Raw genomic sequence first — 16,550 nt, 5'->3', positions numbered from 1 at the left:
CTACGTCGAATCAGCATGAAGCATTTTCTGCCAAGCACCACCCTCGCCCTGTTGATCGGTCTGGGCAGTCTGCCGTTGGTGGGCAGTGCTTGGGCCAGCAACAGCTGGGACAAACTCCAGCCCGGGCGTGACGAAGTGGTCGCCAGCCTCAACGTGGTCGAGCTGCTCAAGCGCCACCACTACAGCAAACCACCGCTCAACGACGCGCGCTCGGTCATCATCTACGACAGCTACATCAAGCTGCTCGACCCGGCCCGCAGCTATTTCCTGGCCAGCGACATCGCCGAGTTCGACAAGTGGAAGACCCAGTTCGACGACTTCCTCAAGAGCGGCAACCTCGATCCTGGCTTCACCATCTACAAACGTTACCTGGATCGGGTCAAATCGCGCCTGGACTTCGCCCTCGCCGAGCTGAACAAGGGTGTCGAGAACTTCGACTTCAGCACCAAGGAAACCCTGCTGATCGACCGCAAGGACGCCCCGTGGCTGAAGAACCAGGCCGAACTCGACGACCTGTGGCGCAAACGGGTCAAGGACGAAGTGCTGCGCCTGAAGATCGCCGGCAAAGAGCCCAAGGCCATCCAGGAGCTGTTGACCAAGCGCTACAAGAACCAGCTCACCCGCCTCGACCAGACCCGCGCCGAAGATATCTTCCAGGCCTACATCAACACCTTCGCCCAGTCCTACGACCCGCACACCAACTACCTGTCGCCTGACAACGCGGAAAACTTCGATATCAACATGAGCCTGTCGCTCGAAGGTATCGGCGCCGTGCTGCAAAGTGACAACGACCTGGTCAAGATCGTGCGCCTGGTACCGGCCGGCCCTGCCGCCAAGACCAAGCAAGTGGCCCCTGCCGACAAGATCATCGGCGTAGCCCAGGGCGACAAGGAAATGGTCGATGTCATCGGCTGGCGCCTGGACGAAGTGGTCAAGCTGATCCGCGGCCCGAAAGGCTCGGTGGTTCGCCTTGAAGTCATTCCGGCGACCAACGCCCCGAATGACCAGACCAGCAAGATCGTGCCGATCACCCGCGAGGCGGTGAAGCTTGAAGAGCAGGCGGCGAAAAAATCCGTGCTCAAGCTCAAGCAGGATGGCCGCGACTACAAGCTCGGCATCATCGAGATCCCGGCCTTCTACCTGGACTTCAAGGCATTCCGTGCCGGTGATCCAGAGTACAAGAGCACCACCCGCGACGTGAAAAAACTGCTCACCGAACTGCAGAAGGAAAAAGTCGACGGCGTGGTCATCGACCTGCGCAACAACGGCGGCGGTTCCCTGCAGGAAGCCACGGAGCTGACCAGCCTGTTCATCGACAAGGGCCCGACCGTACTGGTGCGCAACAGCGACGGCCGCGTCGACGTGCTTGAAGATGAAAACAACGGCGCCTTCTACAAAGGCCCGCTGGCCCTAGTGGTCAACCGCCTTTCAGCCTCGGCCTCGGAAATTTTCGCCGGCGCCATGCAGGACTATCACCGCGCGCTGATCCTCGGTGGCCAGACCTTCGGCAAGGGCACCGTGCAGACCATCCAGCCGCTCAACCATGGCGAACTGAAGCTGACCCTGGCCAAGTTCTACCGGGTTTCCGGGCAGAGTACCCAGCATCAGGGCGTGCTGCCTGACATCGACTACCCGTCGATCATCGACACCAAGGAAATCGGTGAGAGCGCCCTGCCAGAGGCCATGCCATGGGACACCATCCGCCCGGCCATCAAGCCTGCGGTCGACCCGTTCAAGCCGTTCCTGGCCCAGCTCAAGGCCCGTCACGATAGCCGTACGGCCAAGGACCCGGAGTTTGTCTACATCCGCGACCGCCTGGCGCTGACCCAGAAGCTGATGAACGAAAAAACCGTGAGCCTCAACGAAGCCGAGCGACGCGCCCAGCACGCCGATATCGAAAGCAAGCAGTTGGCACTGGAGAACACCCGTCGCAAAGCCAAGGGCGAAGAGCCGCTCAAGGAGCTGAAGAAAGAAGACGAAGACGCCCTGCCCGCCGAGCCGGACGACACCAAACCCGAGGACGACGCCTACCTGAGCGAGTCCGGGCGTATCCTGCTCGACTACCTCGGGTTGAACTCGGCGGTGGCCAAGAACAACCGCTGAAACAGTAATGGCAAAATAATGTGACCGTGCCGCCATTGGGTCATTAAACAGTCACGAATCTGTCGTGAAATAAAGGGACTGAAGCCGTTGGCTCCAGTCCCTTTATTTCAAGGTAGTGCTGCCCATGACCGTGACCGAACAGCTCAGCGCGTTGAGCACCATTCTGGCTCAAAGCGGCTTGCACAGTCTGTTCCAGCCCATTGTCTGCCTGTCGCAGCGACGCATCCTCGGCTACGAGGCCTTGAGCCGCGGCCCCTCCAACAGCCCCCTGCACTCACCGATCAACCTGTTTGCCGTCGCCCGCCAGGCCGGACGCCTGACCGAGCTGGAGGTGGCCTGTCGGGAAAGCGCCTGCCGCCGCTTCAGCCAGCAGCAACTGGAGGGCAAGCTGTTTCTCAACGTCTCTCCCGAATCGCTGCTGGAACCCCAATACCAGTCCGGGCGCACCCTGAAAATGCTCCACGACCTGGGGCTCTCGCCCAGCCGGGTAGTGATCGAGTTGACCGAGCAGACCCCCACCGACGACTTCCAGTTGCTGTTCAATGCCCTGCACCACTACCGCGACATGGGTTTTTCGATTGCCCTTGATGACCTGGGCGCTGGATATTCGAGCCTGCGGCTGTGGTCGGAACTGCGCCCGGACTACGTCAAGATCGACCGCCATTTCATCGATGGCATCCACCAGGACGCAGTCAAGCGCGAGTTTGTCGGCTCCATCCTGCAGATTGCTCGCGCATCGCGGGCCCAGGTGATCGCCGAAGGCATCGAACTTGCCGAGGAGCTCCAGGTGCTGACCGACATGGGCGTCGATCTGGTCCAGGGCTATCTGCTCGGCCGCCCCCAGGAGCAGGCGTCACGGGACATCCAGCAGATGCTCGGCAGCACGAGCCGCGAGGTACAGGTACTGAACGACGACTGCGGCAACCTGGCCGCGCTGCTCAACGAGCAACCTGCGGTGGCGCAAGGCACCCCCACCGCACAAGTGCTGGAGTTGTTCCGCCGCCAGGCCAACCTCAACTCGGTGGCGGTGCTGAACGAGCGACGCCAGCCCTGCGGAATCGTCCACCGTCACTCGTTGTCTGATGCGCTGCTCAAGCCGTTTGCGACCGACCTGTTCGCACGCAAGCCGATCAGTCGCCTGATGAGCGATGATTTCCTGGCCGTAGAGCTGGTGCAGTCGCTGCAAAAGGTCAGTCGCCTGCTGACCAGCCGCGCCCGCCAGCGTATCGAAGAAGACTTCATCATTACCCACAACGGCCGCTACCTGGGCCTGGGCCGGGTGATTGATGTGCTCAAGCTGATTACCGAACAGAAGATCCAACAGGCACGCTATGCCAACCCGTTGACCCTGCTGCCAGGTAACGTACCGATCCAGCAATGCCTCACTCGCCTGCTGCAACAGCAGCGCGAGGCGGCGATCTGCTATGTGGATATCGACAGCTTCAAGCCATTCAACGACATCTATGGCTACGCCCGCGGCGATGAAGTGCTGCTGTGCCTGGCGCAGTGCCTGAACGAACGGGTCGACCCCAACCACGACTTCGTCGGCCACATTGGCGGCGATGATTTCATGCTGGTGCTGGGCTCCGCAGATTGGGAGCGGAGGTTGCAGTTACTGCTGGAAGACTTTCAGAAACAGTGTCGACGCTTCTACCGCGCCGAGCACCTGCAGGCAGGTTGCTTCATTGCCCCCAACCGCCAGGGCCAGCGGCAGGAGTTTGCGCTATTGTCGCTGTCGATCGGCGTGGTGCATCTGCACCCGCAAGCCTGCGCCGGCCTGGATGCAGGGCAACTGGCTGAACTGGCCTCGCAGGCCAAGCACCAGGCCAAGGACCTGTCCGGGCACAGTGTCTATCGAATCGACACTGTCCCTGACGCTCAAGCTTCCTCGGGGTAGCTGTACTCGAACACGCGGACCACTTCGGAGGCATGCCAGGACGCGGCGGCCATACCGTCGGAAGGCCCGGAAAAACGCCCCAGCCGCTCGACACACTCAAAAAAGCCCGTGCGCGGCAAGCGGCTGGCACCCTGGCTGATCACCAGCGAGCTGCGCAATGGCTGCTCGGCTCGGGCGTCCAGTGCTGCCAGATGCTCAAGCGCAGCGGTCAGTGTCTGCATGGCAGGGCTCGGCAGTTGCAGGCGTTCGAGCAAAGCACGGTAGGTCAACAAGTGGCGCTGGCGACGGGCCAGATCCAGCTCGCCAAGCAGGCCATCCCAGTGCTGGCGACTGATGCGTACGCTGCTCACGACGGTTCGCTCCATCCGGCCACCCCCAACTCCCAGGCCAGGCTGCGGCGAATGGCGGCATCCGGCTGGCGTTCGCCGCTCTCGATCAGCGCCAGGTACACCGGGCTGATGCCGACGCTGCGCGCCAATTGCTCCGGCGCCAGGCCCTTGCCTTCACGCAAACGCGCCAGCTCGCTGAAACTTGGCAAGCTGGCGCTTTGGGATGGGGTGGATTCTGTGTGCTCGACGGCGACCTGCTCGGCTTGGCCGGCGGCCTTGAGCAGTGCCTGGTACTGCTCCCAGGGTACAACCGCGTACTCGGGTTGACCGTCTCGGCTGATGACCTGAATACTCATTACAACCCCCTTGTAGGACTACGACATGTAATCCGTAGGCATAACCCTTATGCCAATTATATTACCAGCCACAAGGGTGTGCAGGGGAGCGCGGTGTAATCAGCTTTTTTCCTGCTCCAGCCGCAGGGATTCGGCGGTAGCGGGGAGTCGCTCGACAACCCGCAGCTTCTCGGGCGCCTGCCGCGTCCGCCAGGCATTGAACGCCGCCAGTTCATCGGAAACGGCTTTCAGCACCCAGGCCAGCACGGCGATGTCATCGAGAAAGCCCACACCCAGCAGCCAGTCGGGAATGGCGTCCAGGGGGCTGACGAAATACAGCAACCCCGCTACCACGGTCACCAGCGCTTTGGGGCTGATGGCGCGGTACTCCCCCCGCCACCAGGCCAGGCACAGGGCCTGCAGCAAACCCACATCTTCACGCAGTTTGCCAAGCCTTGGCCCTTTGCGCGCCACGGCAAAAATCAGTGCCGGCAGACGGCCACGGCTGAGCAGGCGCTCGGCCAGGGGCAGAAAGCGGGCAAAATTCCACGGTGCTTTCATATGGCCTCCAGGGACCAGCCAGGGAAAGGTTATCCACAATTATTGTGGATAACCTTGTGAACAGAGCGAGATTTGCCCCTCGAGGCGCCCGCCAGGCAAGGGCCGGGGTCAAATCGGGCGTTTTTTACACACCTGTTTCAATGGCGCAAACGTTTTGCCCATCGTGCGCCTTTTCGGCGTTCGTTGCAGCTTTTCAGACCTTGCCTTGCCTTCGGGGTTCGATGCAATCGCCAGAAACGACAACGCCCCGTCGAGACGGGGCGTTGTCGTTAACGCGGCAGCTTACTCGGCTGCGGCGTCGGCTTCAGGCTTGGCCTGATCCTTGATGCCCAGCAGTTCCAGCTCGAAAACCAGGACCGAGTTGGCCGGGATCATCGGGCTCGGGCTCTGGGCGCCGTAGGCCAGGTCAGCCGGGATGAACAGTTTGTACTTCTCGCCCACGTGCATCAGTTGCAGGCCTTCGACCCAACCCGGGATCACGCCGCTAACCGGCAGGTCGATCGGGCTGCCACGCTCGACGGAGCTGTCGAAGACCTTGCCGTCGATCAGCTTGCCTTCGTAGTGGACAGTGACCACGTCAGTCGGCTTTGGCTGGGCGCCGTCGGCCTTCTTGATCACTTCGTACTGCAGGCCGGAAGCGGTGGTCACGACACCGGTCTTCTTGCCGTTTTCTTCAAGGAATTTCTTGCCAGCGGCAGCCGACTCTTCGCTCATCTTGACCAGACGCTCTTCAGCGCGCTTCTGCAAGGCAGCAAAGGCTTCGACCAGTTCATCGTCCTTGATCTTCTGCTCTTTGTTGCCAACAGCATCTTCGATGCCTTGAGCAACTGCTTTCGAATCAAGGTCGTCCATGCCTTCCTGAGCCAGGCTTTTGCCCATGTTCAGGCCAATACCGTAGGAGGCTTTCTGTGCCGGAGTCTTGAGCTCGACGCTGGTCTGCGAATCGCAACCCGCCAGGACCAGACTAACCAGGGCAACCGCAGCCGCCAACCGATGCTGTTTCATGCTATTTCCTTGTTCATGCGCCGATAGGGCAATCGAGTAAAGCCGCGAGCTTATCAGGCGGCCACGACCAATGGCTACCGGCATGAGAGCAACAAAAGCCGGATAAGTTCAGCCAGTTAAAACCTTCTTCATACAAAGCTGCAGCCAGTGGCCAGTATTGACGGGGCATGGCGCTTGAGCAAATTTGCGCGCAGTTTTTGTAGCAGTTTGTAATAAGGACAGGATTTCAGGGGTAGCTGCCGTCGCGGTACTGCGCGGCCACTTCGCGCAGCACTTCGCACAACCAGCGGGCCGGCAAACTCAGTGGCAACGCGGCGTTGCTGCAGATGCCCACCGAACCGCCCGGCTCTTGCACACCCAGGTCCAGTTCGCACAACTCGCCCCGGCCCAGATCGACCCGCACGGCGTCACGCGGCGCTACCCATACGGCATCGCTGCCTTGCACATAACGGCGACTCAGGGCTGGCGACAGGGTTTCCAGGCGCTGCAGCGGTTGCTCGATGGCGCACTGCACGAACAGACTGTCGGCGTGCTTGCGGATGGTCGTACCGGCCAGCGGCAGTACCAATGGATAGCGGCCGACCTGGCTACGCTCGACAGGCTGACCGGCCAGCAGCGGATGTCCCGGACGCACCACCAGCGACATCGACTCGCTGTACAGGTGCTCGAACAACAAGCCCTGGATCTGCGGGCTGTCGGTCATGCGCCCGATCACCAGGTCCAGCTCGCCGACATGCAATTGCGCCAGCAAATGAGCGCTGGGGCCGGTGGCCACGCTGACCACCAGGGCCTCATGGCGCTGGTGCAGGCGACAGAGCACCTCGGGCATCAGCAGGCTTTCAACCGTAGACAGCACACCGACACGCACCTGTGGCGGTGCATGCTCCTCACCCCGCAAGGTACTCACACCCTCACGCAGGGCCTGGACGCTGGGCCCGGCATAACGCATGAAACGCACCCCGGCCGGGGTTAGTTCGACGCCTTGCTTGCTGCGCTCGAACAGGCGTGTCTGCAGCAGGTCTTCAAGCTCCTTGAGGGTCTTGGAGATGGCAGGCTGGCTGATCGCCATGGCATCGGCAGCCTTGGCGAAACTGCCCTGGCGGGCAATTTCGAGAAAGCACAGCAGGTGGCGGAATTTGATACGGGTGTCGAGGTTCATCGCCGGAGTTTATCGGCGCGGGCTTTCGCGGAGCAAGCCCGCTCCTACGGGGCTTGTCCGATCTCTACCTGATCACCACACAAGCGCACCGGCCACACCTGCAACGCCTGCCCCGCATCCTCCAGGCAACGACCGTCACTCAAGCAGAAGTGCTGCTTGTACAAGGGCGCCGCCACCACCAGTTCGCCGTTCAGATGCCCCACCAGTCCACGGCCAATCACATTGGCGCCGGACCTGGGGTCGACGTTATCAACGGCATACACCGGTGTACTCTGCCCTGGCAGGTAGAACAGCGCCACCTGCCGTCCCTCGAACCACACCACCACTCCCGATTGCGCCACCAGGTCATCGCGGTTGCACACGGCCTGCCAGTGTCGGGCTTGCAGGTTTACAGCAACAGTGGACACGCTCATCACAGCACCTCTTCAGTGGTCGGGATCAAGTGAAGTTCAGCGGCGCCGATCGGTCGGCGCTGGCCACGCTCGCGGACAAAATGCACGCCTGGGTCCGGGCGCTGGTCGTTGACGAAGGTACGGAAACGCTTGAGTTTTTCCGGGTCCTTCAGGGCATTCGCCCATTCGCATTCGTATCGGTCGACCACCAGTTGCATCTGCGCTTCAAGCTCCGCGCCCAGGCCCAGGCTGTCGTCGAGAATCACGTGCTTGAGGTAGTCCAAGCCGCCCTCGAGGCTTTCACGCCACACCGAGGTGCGCTGCAATTTGTCGGCAGTACGGATGTAGAACATCAGCACCCGGTCGATGGTGCGGATCAGCGCGGCATCGTCCAGGTCGGTAGCGAACAGTTCGGCATGCCGTGGACGCATGCCGCCGTTGCCGCAGACGTACAGGTTCCAGCCCTTCTCGGTGGCGATCACACCGATATCCTTGCTCTGCGCCTCGGCACACTCACGGGTGCAGCCCGATACCGCGAACTTGAGTTTGTGCGGTGAGCGCAGGCCCTTGTAGCGGTCTTCCAGGGTCAGGGCCATGTGTACGCTGTCCTGTACGCCATAGCGGCACCAGGTGCTGCCGACACAGGATTTGACCGTGCGTGTGGACTTGCCATAGGCATGACCGGTCTCGAATCCGGCCTCGATCAGTTCGCCCCAGATGGCCGGCAACTCGTGAAGCTGGGCCCCGAACAGGTCGATGCGCTGGCCGCCGGTGATCTTGGTGTAGAGGTCGTACTTCTTCGCCACCTGGCCAATGACGATGAGCTTGTCCGGGGTGATTTCGCCGCCCGGGATGCGCGGTACCACCGAGTAGGTGCCGTTCTTCTGCATGTTGGCCATGAAAGTGTCGTTGGTGTCCTGCAGCGGTACCAGCGACGGGTCCATGATCGGCTGGTTCCAGCACGAGGCCAGGATCGAGCCAACGGTGGGTTTGCAGATGTCGCAGCCCACATGGCCGCGGCCATGTTTGGCGAGCATCTCATCGAAACTCAGGATGCCCTCCACCCGCACCAGGGCGTAGAGCTCCTGGCGGGTGTAGGCGAAGTGTTCGCACAGGCTCTTGTCGACGCTGGCACCGCGGGCGATCAACTCATGCTCGAACACCTGCTTGAGTAGCGCCGCGCAGCCACCGCATCCGGTACAGGCCTTGGTCTGCTGCTTGAGCGCACCCAGTTCGCCGCAGCCGTTGTCGATGGCGCTGCAGATCGCGCCCTTGCTGACGTTGTGACAAGAACAGATGGTTGCGCTGTCGGGCAAGGCATCGGCGCCCAGGGTTGGCGCACCGGTCGATTGCGGCAAGATCAGCGCAGATGGATCGGCAGGCAATGCGATGCCGTTTTGTGCGTACTGCAGCAGCGTATCGTAGTAACTGTTGTCGCCCACCAGCACCGCACCCAACACGCGCTTGCCGCTGGCATCGACCACCAGACGACGGTACGCCGAGTTGGCTTCGTCGATAAAGCGATAGCTGCGCGCCCCCGGCGTCGCACCCTGGGCATCACCTATGGAGCCGACATCGACACCCAGCAACTTGAGCTTGGTCGACATGTCGGCACCGGTGAAGCTGGCGGCCTCTTCACCGGCCAGTGTCGCGGCCACATTGCGCGCCATGGTGTAGCCCGGCGCGACCAAACCGAACACGCTGCCATTCCACGAAGCACATTCGCCGATGGCGAAGATCTGCGCATCGCTGGTGCGGCAGTTACTGTCGATCACCACGCCTCCACGGGCGGCGATTTCCAGGCCGCTGCTGCGACCCAGCGCATCCTGCGGGCGGATGCCGGCGGAGAATACGATCAGGTCGGTTTCAAGACTCTCACCGCCATCGAAGTTCATCCGGTAGCGGTAGTCATCGCCGGCAACCACCGATTGGGTTGCCCGTGACAGATGCACCCCAACGCCCAGTGCCTCGATCTGCGCACGCAGAGCCGCGCCGCCTTCAGCGTCGAGCTGTACCGGCATCAGGCGCGGGGCAAACTCCACCACATGAGCTTCCAGGCCCAGGGACTTGAGGGCGTTGGCCGCCTCAAGCCCCAACAGCCCGCCACCGACCACCACCCCGCGCCGGGCACCCGTTGCAGCGGCGCGGATGGCGTCCAGATCATCCAGGGTGCGGTACACCAGGCGCGAAGCGCCCTCACACCCCTCGATGGGCGGCACGAAGGGATAAGAGCCGGTGGCCAGGATCAGTTGGTCATAGGCATAGCGTCCAAGCGGGGTAACCACCTCGCGGCGCTCGCGATCGATCGCCACCACCGCCTCCTGCAGGTGCAGGCTGATGCCGTGTTCGGCATACAACCCCACTGCACCCAGGGCCAAGGTTTCGGCATCGCTGCCGTTGAAGTACTCCGACAGGTGAACCCGGTCGTAGGCGCGTTGACGCTCCTCACCGAACACCTGCACCTCGAAACGGCCCAAGGCTCCTCGCTCGATCAGTTGCTCGACGCAGTGATGCCCCACCATGCCGTTGCCAACGATGATCAGTTTTTCTCGCTGGGCGATGGTCGTTGCTGCATTCATACCCGATCCTCACTCAAGGCCATTCACGGTGGCTGTACTGCCGGGGCTAACCCCGAAAAACAAAAAAAGGCGCCTGGAGCCGAAGCTCCAGGCGCCTTTGCCTGGTCGTTTTGTGTAGTTCCGGTGCAGATCGCCATTGACCCGCGAGAACGTTGTATTTCGATAAAAGCAGGGAGCGTGCCAACTGCCGAACACCCCGTGAACCGGGGGTTTGGCCGTTCAGCCGGCCGTCATCACCGACCCAGGCTGGTGCAGCACTCCCCCTTATGGGGCACCCTCAATACACGTCGCGCAGGTAGCGCTTGCTGCGGCTCAGTTCGCTGACATAGGCATCGGCTTGATCGGCACTGAGCGCACCGTGCTCGCGGCTGATCTGCTTGAGCGCCGCCTCGACATCCTTGGCCATGCGTTCGGCATCGCCGCACACATAAAAATGACCGCCCTCCTCCAGCCAGCGCCAGAGCTCGGCGCCCTGCTCGATCATGCGTTGCTGCACATAGATCTTCGCCGACTGGTCACGGGAGAAAGCGGTGTCCAGGCGAGTGAGATGCCCCTCGCGCTGCCACGCCAGAAGCTCATCGCGGTAATAGAAATCGGTGGCCGCTTTCTGTTCACCAAAGAACAGCCAATTGCGTCCGCTGGCGCCCTGCACCTGGCGCTCTTGAAGAAAGGCGCGAAACGGCGCAACACCGGTACCAGGGCCGACCATGATGACAGGCGCGTCGTTGTCTTTGGGCAAGAGAAAATGTTGCGTCGGCTGGGTGAAGATTCTCGCACTGCCCTGCCCAAGGCGATCGGCCAGGTAGGTCGAGCACACGCCTTTGCGCTGGCCATAGCGGACCGTGGACATCGTCAAATGCACCTGGCCTGGGTGGAAGCCGGGGCTTGAACTGATCGAATAGAGCCTTGGCTGCAAGGGCTTCAACAGGCTGAGCCAGGTGTCCAGCTGCAGTTGCACCGGGTAGGCCTGAAGCAGGTCGACCAGTTGCCGGCCCCACAGCCAGTCCTTGAGCGCGAGCGTGTTTTGCGGCATCAGCAGTTGGCGCAACGGCGCATCATCAATGTGGCTGGCCACAGCTTCCAGCAAGGCCGGCGTGATGCGGGCAATTTCCAGGTGATCGGTCAACGCCTCGAACAGCGGCATGTCGGCCAGGCCCTTGAGGCTGACGCAGCGGTTGCCATCCAGCCCGCTGGCCGCCAGAAACGCCTCTACCAGCGCCGGGCAGTTACGCGGCCAGACACCCAGTGCATCGCCAGCCTGATACCTGAAATCACTGTCGGCCAAGTCGAACACCACTTGCCGGGTTTCCTTCCCGGCACCCGGACTGTTGAGCAGGCGATTGTCCAGCAGGCGCGCCGACAGCGGTGCCTGCTTGCTGAACCCCTCACGGGCAGCAGGGGCCATGCCGCCCAGCGCCGATGCGCCTTGATGGCCGAACTTGGCCAGCAGCGCCTGCAGCCATTGCCCCGCGGGCTCCAACGGATCGCCTTCGCAATCGACTCGCTCCAGCAGGCGCCGACCACCCAGGTCTTGCAGGCGCTGGTCGAGCTTGCGACCGAAACCACAGAACTGCTGGTAACTGGAATCCCCCAGGGCCAGTACCGCATAAGGCAGGCCCGCACACCGCCGGGAATGCTCACCATGCAGCCCCTGCCAGAAGGCCGCGCCGCTGTCCGGTGCGTCGCCATCGCCAAAGGTGCTGGCGATCAGCAGTAAGCTGGCGGGGTTGTCCAGTTGCTCAAGCGCCACATCTTCCATGCAACTGAGCTGCACCGGCAGCCCGACCTGGCGCAGGTGTTCGGCGCAGCGTTCGGCCAGCGCCTGGCCGTTGCCGGTTTGCGAGGCCCAGAGCAGCAGATGCTGATCGCGAACAGACACCAGCGGTGCCACTTCAACTGCTTCGATACGTTCACCGGCAACCCGGCTCAAGGCCACCGCGCAGTACTTGAAGGCCGGCTGCAACGACACCGGGTCTACCGCATCGCTGGTGACCGCGTTGATCGCGAGGTTGTCGCCAAACGTATCGTTCCAGTGAAACGGCGCAAAGCAGTTGCCCGGCAGTACCCGCGTGGTGATCCGTGCCGGCAGCACCGCCTGGCCACGGCGCGAGCGCACCTGTACCTGATCCTTTTCGGCGATGCCCAGGCGCGCGGCGTCCTCGGGATGAATCTCCACAAAAGGCCCGGGGTCGAGTTTGTTCAAGGCCGCCACCTTGCCGGTCTTGGTCAGGGTGTGCCACTGGTGCTGGACGCGCCCGGTGTTAAGCACCAGGGGGAAATCGTCATTCGGCATCTCTGCGGGCGGCAGGCAAGGCCGTGCGAAGAAACGCGCCTTGCCGTTGCTGGTAGCGAAGGCGATGGCGGGCACCTGCCCCTGCCCATCACGCAGCAGCGCCTGGCTGACACCGTCGTTGCGATAGCGCAGCGGGCTGCGTGGATTGACGCGCTGCGGCTCGCACGGCCATTGCCGCGGCGCCTCGCGCAAGGCGCTATAGCTGGCGCCGCGCAGGTCATAACCAGTGGCCGGGTTCCAGGCCTGGCGAATTTCCTCGAAGACCGCCTCCGCACTGTCGTAGCTGAAAGCTTCGGCATAGCCCATGGCACAGGCGATCCGGGCGATAAGCTGCCAGTCGGGCAGGCTCTGGCCCGGCGGTTCGACTGCCTTGTTCATCAAGGTCAGGTTGCGCTCGGAGTTGACCATTACCCCCTCGCCTTCGGCCCAAAGTGCGGCAGGCAGGAGGATGTCGGCATAGCGGTTGGTTTCGGTATCGAGGAAGGCATCCTGGGTGATCACCAGTTCCGCCGCCTGCAAACCATCGATGACCTGCTGGCGATTGGCGACGCTGGCCACCGGGTTGCTGCAAATAATCCAACAAGCCTTGATCGAGCCTGCGGTCAGGCTGTCGAACAGAGCTACGGTGCCGTCACCGGTCTCACTGCGCAGGCTGTCTGCGGGGAGGTTCCACAACCGTTCGACAAAGGCGCGATCCGCATCCACCAGGGCAGAACGCTGGCCCGGCAGGCCCGGCCCCATGTAGCCCATCTCGCGCCCGCCCATGGCATTGGGCTGTCCGGTCAACGAAAAGGGACCACTGCCCGGCCGGCAAATAGCGCCGGTGGCCAGGTGCAGGTTGCACAGCGCGTTGGTCTGCCAGGTGCCGTGGATGCTCTGGTTCAGGCCCATCGTCCAGCAACTCATCCATTCCGGAGCCTGACCGATCCAATGAGCGACCGTGCGGATGTCGGCTTCGGCAAGGCCAGTGATGGCAGCGACCCGCGCGGGGGTGTAGTCCTCGAGAAAGGCCGGCATCGCCTCCCAGCCGTCGGTATGGCGGGCAATGAAGTCGGCATCGCTATGGCCATTGCTGTGCAGCAGGTGCAGCAGGCCATTGAGCAAGGCCAGGTCCGTACCGGGCTTGATCTGCAGGAACAGGTCGGCCTTGTCGGCGGTGGCACTGCGCCGGGGGTCGACGACAATCAAGCGGGCGCCGGCCTTGAGCCGGTCAAGCAGGCGCAGGAACAGAATGGGGTGACAGTCGGCCATGTTCGCGCCAATCACCAAGAACACATCGGCGCGGTCAAAATCCTGATAGCTTCCCGGCGGGCCGTCGGCACCCAGTGACTGTTTATAGCCGCTGCTGGCGCTGGCCATGCACAGCCGTGAGTTGGATTCGATATGGCGGCTACGAACAAAGCCCTTGGCCAGTTTGTTGACCAGGTACTGGGCCTCCAGCGACATCTGCCCAGACACATAGAACGCCAGGGCATCCGGGCCATGCTCGTCGATAATTGCGCGCAGGCGCCGGGCGGCCTGCTCGATAGCAGTATCGATGCCGGTCTGCACCGGATCGCGCTGGCGCAGTTCTCGGACATAGGCGTGCCCCATACGCCCAGACTCGCGCAGCGGCTGATGCGATGTCAGGCCCTTGGTGCATAATCGGCCAAAATTGCTGGGATGCTGTTTGTCACCGCTGACGTTGGTCACCCGGTTGCCTTCAACCGTCATGACAATGCCACAGCCCACACCACAATACGGGCAAACACTGCGCACGCTGGTGCTGCTCATCTGCCTACCTCCTGCTTGCGCAAACAAAAAGGCGCCCTGCTGTTCTGGCTTGTGAAAACAAGTCAGGGCAGCACGGCGCCTTTGTCGTGAACGGAGCAATCTGCGTTGATTGCCGGATAGACAGGCAGTAGCAAAGGTCGCGCCAGCTTGCGCAGCCCTTTAATCGCGGGGTTTCGAGCGTAACACAGCGCCACGGACGCACCGCCTTGGGGACGTGCGCACCATGCAGAGGCATGCGGGGTGGAAAAGCCGAACGGCAGAAACAAAAAAAGCGACCCTAAGGTCGCTTTCTTTGTGGCTTCCGGGTGTTCAGTGGGCCCTGGAAGCTAAATATGGCGCAGCGGACGGGACTCGAACCCGCGACCCCCGGCGTGACAGGCCGGTATTCTAACCGACTGAACTACCGCTGCGCGATACACTGAGAAGTGGTGGGTGATGACGGGATCGAACCGCCGACCCTCTGCTTGTAAGGCAGATGCTCTCCCGGCTGAGCTAATCACCCTTCGTCTCGGTGTGGCGCGCATTCTACGGAGCACCGAACACTCTGGCAAGCACTTTTTTAAAAAAATTTTTCAGGCGTTCCAAAGACTTAGCGGACTTGGCCTGAAGTGCCCGCTCGGAGAATAATGCCCTCCTTATGTGTTGAGGAGAGATTCACCCCATGTGGTTCAAAAACCTGCTGACCTATCGCCTGACCCAGGATGTCCCGTTCGATCCCGAAGCACTGGAAACCGCTCTGGCCAGCAAGCCGGCGCGTCCTTGCGCCAGCCAGGAGTTGACCACTTACGGTTTCGTCGCGCCGTTCGGCAAAGGCGAGGATGCTCCACTGGTACATGTCAGCGGTGACTTCCTGCTGATCGCGGCACGTAAAGAAGAACGCATCCTGCCCGGCAGCGTGGTGCGTGATGCGGTCAAAGAGAAGATCGACGAGATCGAAGCCGAACAGATGCGCAAGGTCTATAAGAAGGAGCGCGACCAGATCAAGGACGAGATCATCCAGGCCTTCCTGCCGCGTGCCTTTATTCGCCGTTCGATGATCTTCGCTGCCATCGCCCCCAAGCAAGGCCTGATCCTGGTCAACTCGGCCAGCGCCAAGCGTGCCGAAGATCTGCTCTCGACCCTGCGTGAAGTGATGGGCTCGCTGCCGGTACGCCCGGTCACCGTGAAGATCGCCCCGAGCGCGACCATGACCGACTGGGTCAAGACCCAGCAAGCGGCCCCGGATTTCTATGTACTGGACGAGTGCGAACTGCGCGACACCCACGAAGACGGCGGCATCGTGCGCTGCAAGCGCCAGGACCTGACCAGCGACGAGATCCAGCTGCACCTGGGCACCGGCAAAGTGGTGACCCAGCTGTCCTTGGCCTGGCAGGACAAACTGTCGTTCGTGCTCGACGACAAGATGGTCATCAAACGCCTGCGCTTTGAAGAGCTGCTACAGGACCAGGCCGAAGAGGACGGTGGCGACGAAGCCCTGGGGCAACTCGATGCCAGCTTTACCCTGATGATGTTGACCTTCGGCGAATTCCTCCCAGCGCTGTTTGAAGCACTGGGCGGTGAAGAGATTCCGCAAGGGGTCTAATCAAAGCAGGAGCGGGCTTGCCCCTCGATGGTGATGTGCAGGTCGCATCGCTTCGCGGGGCAACCCGGCTCCCACCGCAACTGTGCAAGACAGTTGCTTCCAGCTGGCTTGCTCATCATTTACAAGTTGGGCACTATATTGCCCACTGTGAGGACGGCCTCACGACGCACCGCGTGACCGCTTCGGGGACGGCCCCATCAACCTGATGGAGACTCCGCATGTCCTGGATCATCCTGTTTTTTGCCGGCCTGTTCGAAGTCGGCTGGGCTGTCGGCCTTAAATACACCGACGGTTTCACTCGCCCCCTTCCCACTGTTCTGACTGTCGCTGCCATGGCCATCAGCCTCGGCCTGCTGGGCCTTGCCATGAAAGAGCTGCCCCTGGGCACGGCCTACGCCATCTGGACCGGTGTCGGTGCGGTCGGCACGGTGATCGCCGGCATCATCCTGTTCGGTGAATCCATGGCGCTGGTGCGCCTGCTCAGCGTTGCCCTGATTGTCACCGGCCTGATCGGCCTCAAGGTCAGCGCCAGCTGACCTTGC

At 62.1% G+C, this 16,550-nt stretch carries 12 protein-coding genes and 2 tRNA genes; 4 read left to right on the top strand and 10 right to left on the bottom strand.

The genetic code is table 11. The annotated features are described in order from the left end of the window. The first annotated feature begins 15 nt into the window (after positions 1 to 15). A complete protein-coding gene (locus ABVN19_RS02955) occupies positions 16 to 2,103 on the top strand; it encodes a carboxy terminal-processing peptidase (protein ID WP_167332107.1) in 2,088 nt (695 codons plus the stop codon). A 124-nt stretch (positions 2,104 to 2,227) separates the two neighbouring features. Further along, positions 2,228 to 4,000: a bifunctional diguanylate cyclase/phosphodiesterase gene (locus ABVN19_RS02950; RefSeq protein WP_105641708.1), complete on the top strand. Its 1,773-nt coding sequence runs from the start codon at positions 2,228 to 2,230 to the stop codon at positions 3,998 to 4,000. Here the strand turns inward: ABVN19_RS02950 and ABVN19_RS02945 are convergent. The 10 genes from ABVN19_RS02945 to ABVN19_RS02900 all read right to left on the bottom strand — a co-directional run bounded on the left by ABVN19_RS02945 (position 3,982) and on the right by ABVN19_RS02900 (position 14,928). Continuing rightward, complete coding sequence (locus ABVN19_RS02945; protein WP_036989745.1) at positions 3,982 to 4,365, bottom strand: hypothetical protein; 384 nt, start codon at positions 4,363 to 4,365, stop codon at positions 3,982 to 3,984. The genes ABVN19_RS02950 and ABVN19_RS02945 overlap by 19 nt on opposite strands. Then, the gene (locus tag ABVN19_RS02940) at positions 4,347 to 4,685 is read right to left on the bottom strand and encodes a helix-turn-helix transcriptional regulator (protein ID WP_028943623.1); all 339 of its coding nucleotides are present in this window, start codon (positions 4,683 to 4,685) and stop codon (positions 4,347 to 4,349) included. The genes ABVN19_RS02945 and ABVN19_RS02940 overlap by 19 nt, the downstream gene beginning before the upstream one ends. Positions 4,686 to 4,784: 99 nt before the next feature. Continuing rightward, positions 4,785 to 5,225, bottom strand: a complete 441-nt coding sequence (locus ABVN19_RS02935) for a DUF1232 domain-containing protein (RefSeq protein ID WP_105641707.1) — start codon at positions 5,223 to 5,225, stop codon at positions 4,785 to 4,787. 282 nt (positions 5,226 to 5,507) lie between these two features. Beyond that, positions 5,508 to 6,230 carry an FKBP-type peptidyl-prolyl cis-trans isomerase gene (locus tag ABVN19_RS02930; protein WP_028943621.1) on the bottom strand — a complete coding sequence of 241 codons (723 nt, stop codon included), beginning with the start codon at positions 6,228 to 6,230 and terminating at the stop codon, positions 5,508 to 5,510. A gap of 226 nt (positions 6,231 to 6,456) precedes the next feature. Beyond that, positions 6,457 to 7,389 (bottom strand): pca operon transcription factor PcaQ, encoded by a 933-nt coding sequence (gene pcaQ, locus ABVN19_RS02925; RefSeq protein WP_028943620.1) that lies wholly within the window; start codon positions 7,387 to 7,389, stop codon positions 6,457 to 6,459. A gap of 44 nt (positions 7,390 to 7,433) precedes the next feature. After that, positions 7,434 to 7,802 carry a nitrite reductase small subunit NirD gene (gene nirD, locus ABVN19_RS02920; protein ID WP_028943619.1) on the bottom strand — a complete coding sequence of 123 codons (369 nt, stop codon included), beginning with the start codon at positions 7,800 to 7,802 and terminating at the stop codon, positions 7,434 to 7,436. Beyond that, positions 7,802 to 10,360, bottom strand: coding sequence for a nitrite reductase large subunit NirB (gene nirB / locus ABVN19_RS02915; protein WP_105641706.1), 2,559 nt, complete (start codon positions 10,358 to 10,360; stop codon positions 7,802 to 7,804). The genes nirD and nirB overlap by 1 nt, the downstream gene beginning before the upstream one ends. 277 nt (positions 10,361 to 10,637) lie before the next feature. After that, positions 10,638 to 14,426 carry a bifunctional nitrate reductase/sulfite reductase flavoprotein subunit alpha gene (locus ABVN19_RS02910; RefSeq protein WP_105641705.1) on the bottom strand — a complete coding sequence of 1,263 codons (3,789 nt, stop codon included), beginning with the start codon at positions 14,424 to 14,426 and terminating at the stop codon, positions 10,638 to 10,640. Positions 14,427 to 14,759: 333 nt separating this feature from the next. Further along, positions 14,760 to 14,836 (bottom strand) — tRNA-Asp (locus ABVN19_RS02905). A 16-nt stretch (positions 14,837 to 14,852) separates the two neighbouring features. Further along, a tRNA-Val gene (locus tag ABVN19_RS02900) sits at positions 14,853 to 14,928 on the bottom strand. A gap of 159 nt (positions 14,929 to 15,087) precedes the next feature. Between ABVN19_RS02900 and rdgC the strand changes: the two genes are divergently transcribed. Beyond that, complete coding sequence (gene rdgC, locus ABVN19_RS02895; protein ID WP_028943616.1) at positions 15,088 to 16,008, top strand: recombination-associated protein RdgC; 921 nt, start codon at positions 15,088 to 15,090, stop codon at positions 16,006 to 16,008. Between the two features lie 218 nt (positions 16,009 to 16,226). Beyond that, a complete protein-coding gene (sugE, locus tag ABVN19_RS02890) occupies positions 16,227 to 16,544 on the top strand; it encodes a quaternary ammonium compound efflux SMR transporter SugE (protein WP_028943615.1) in 318 nt (105 codons plus the stop codon). Positions 16,545 to 16,550 lie beyond the last annotated feature (6 nt).

Source organism: Pseudomonas vranovensis, from assembly GCF_040438935.1.
GTDB lineage: Bacteria > Pseudomonadota > Gammaproteobacteria > Pseudomonadales > Pseudomonadaceae > Aquipseudomonas > Aquipseudomonas vranovensis.
This window is presented reverse-complemented; position numbering and strand designations above follow the sequence as displayed.

Excerpts from the sequence above, each read along its gene's own strand:
- ABVN19_RS02955 (WP_167332107.1), top strand. The coding sequence starts at position 16 with ATGAAGCATTTTCTGCCAAGCACCACCCTCGCCCTGTTGATCGGTCTG.
- ABVN19_RS02950 (WP_105641708.1), top strand. The coding sequence starts at position 2,228 with ATGACCGTGACCGAACAGCTCAGCGCGTTGAGCACCATTCTGGCTCAA.
- ABVN19_RS02945 (WP_036989745.1), bottom strand. The coding sequence starts at position 4,365 with ATGGAGCGAACCGTCGTGAGCAGCGTACGCATCAGTCGCCAGCACTGG.
- ABVN19_RS02940 (WP_028943623.1), bottom strand. The coding sequence starts at position 4,685 with ATGAGTATTCAGGTCATCAGCCGAGACGGTCAACCCGAGTACGCGGTT.
- ABVN19_RS02935 (WP_105641707.1), bottom strand. The coding sequence starts at position 5,225 with ATGAAAGCACCGTGGAATTTTGCCCGCTTTCTGCCCCTGGCCGAGCGC.
- ABVN19_RS02930 (WP_028943621.1), bottom strand. The coding sequence starts at position 6,230 with ATGAAACAGCATCGGTTGGCGGCTGCGGTTGCCCTGGTTAGTCTGGTC.
- pcaQ (WP_028943620.1), bottom strand. The coding sequence starts at position 7,389 with ATGAACCTCGACACCCGTATCAAATTCCGCCACCTGCTGTGCTTTCTC.
- nirD (WP_028943619.1), bottom strand. The coding sequence starts at position 7,802 with ATGAGCGTGTCCACTGTTGCTGTAAACCTGCAAGCCCGACACTGGCAG.
- nirB (WP_105641706.1), bottom strand. The coding sequence starts at position 10,360 with ATGAATGCAGCAACGACCATCGCCCAGCGAGAAAAACTGATCATCGTT.
- ABVN19_RS02910 (WP_105641705.1), bottom strand. The coding sequence starts at position 14,426 with ATGAGCAGCACCAGCGTGCGCAGTGTTTGCCCGTATTGTGGTGTGGGC.
- rdgC (WP_028943616.1), top strand. The coding sequence starts at position 15,088 with ATGTGGTTCAAAAACCTGCTGACCTATCGCCTGACCCAGGATGTCCCG.
- sugE (WP_028943615.1), top strand. The coding sequence starts at position 16,227 with ATGTCCTGGATCATCCTGTTTTTTGCCGGCCTGTTCGAAGTCGGCTGG.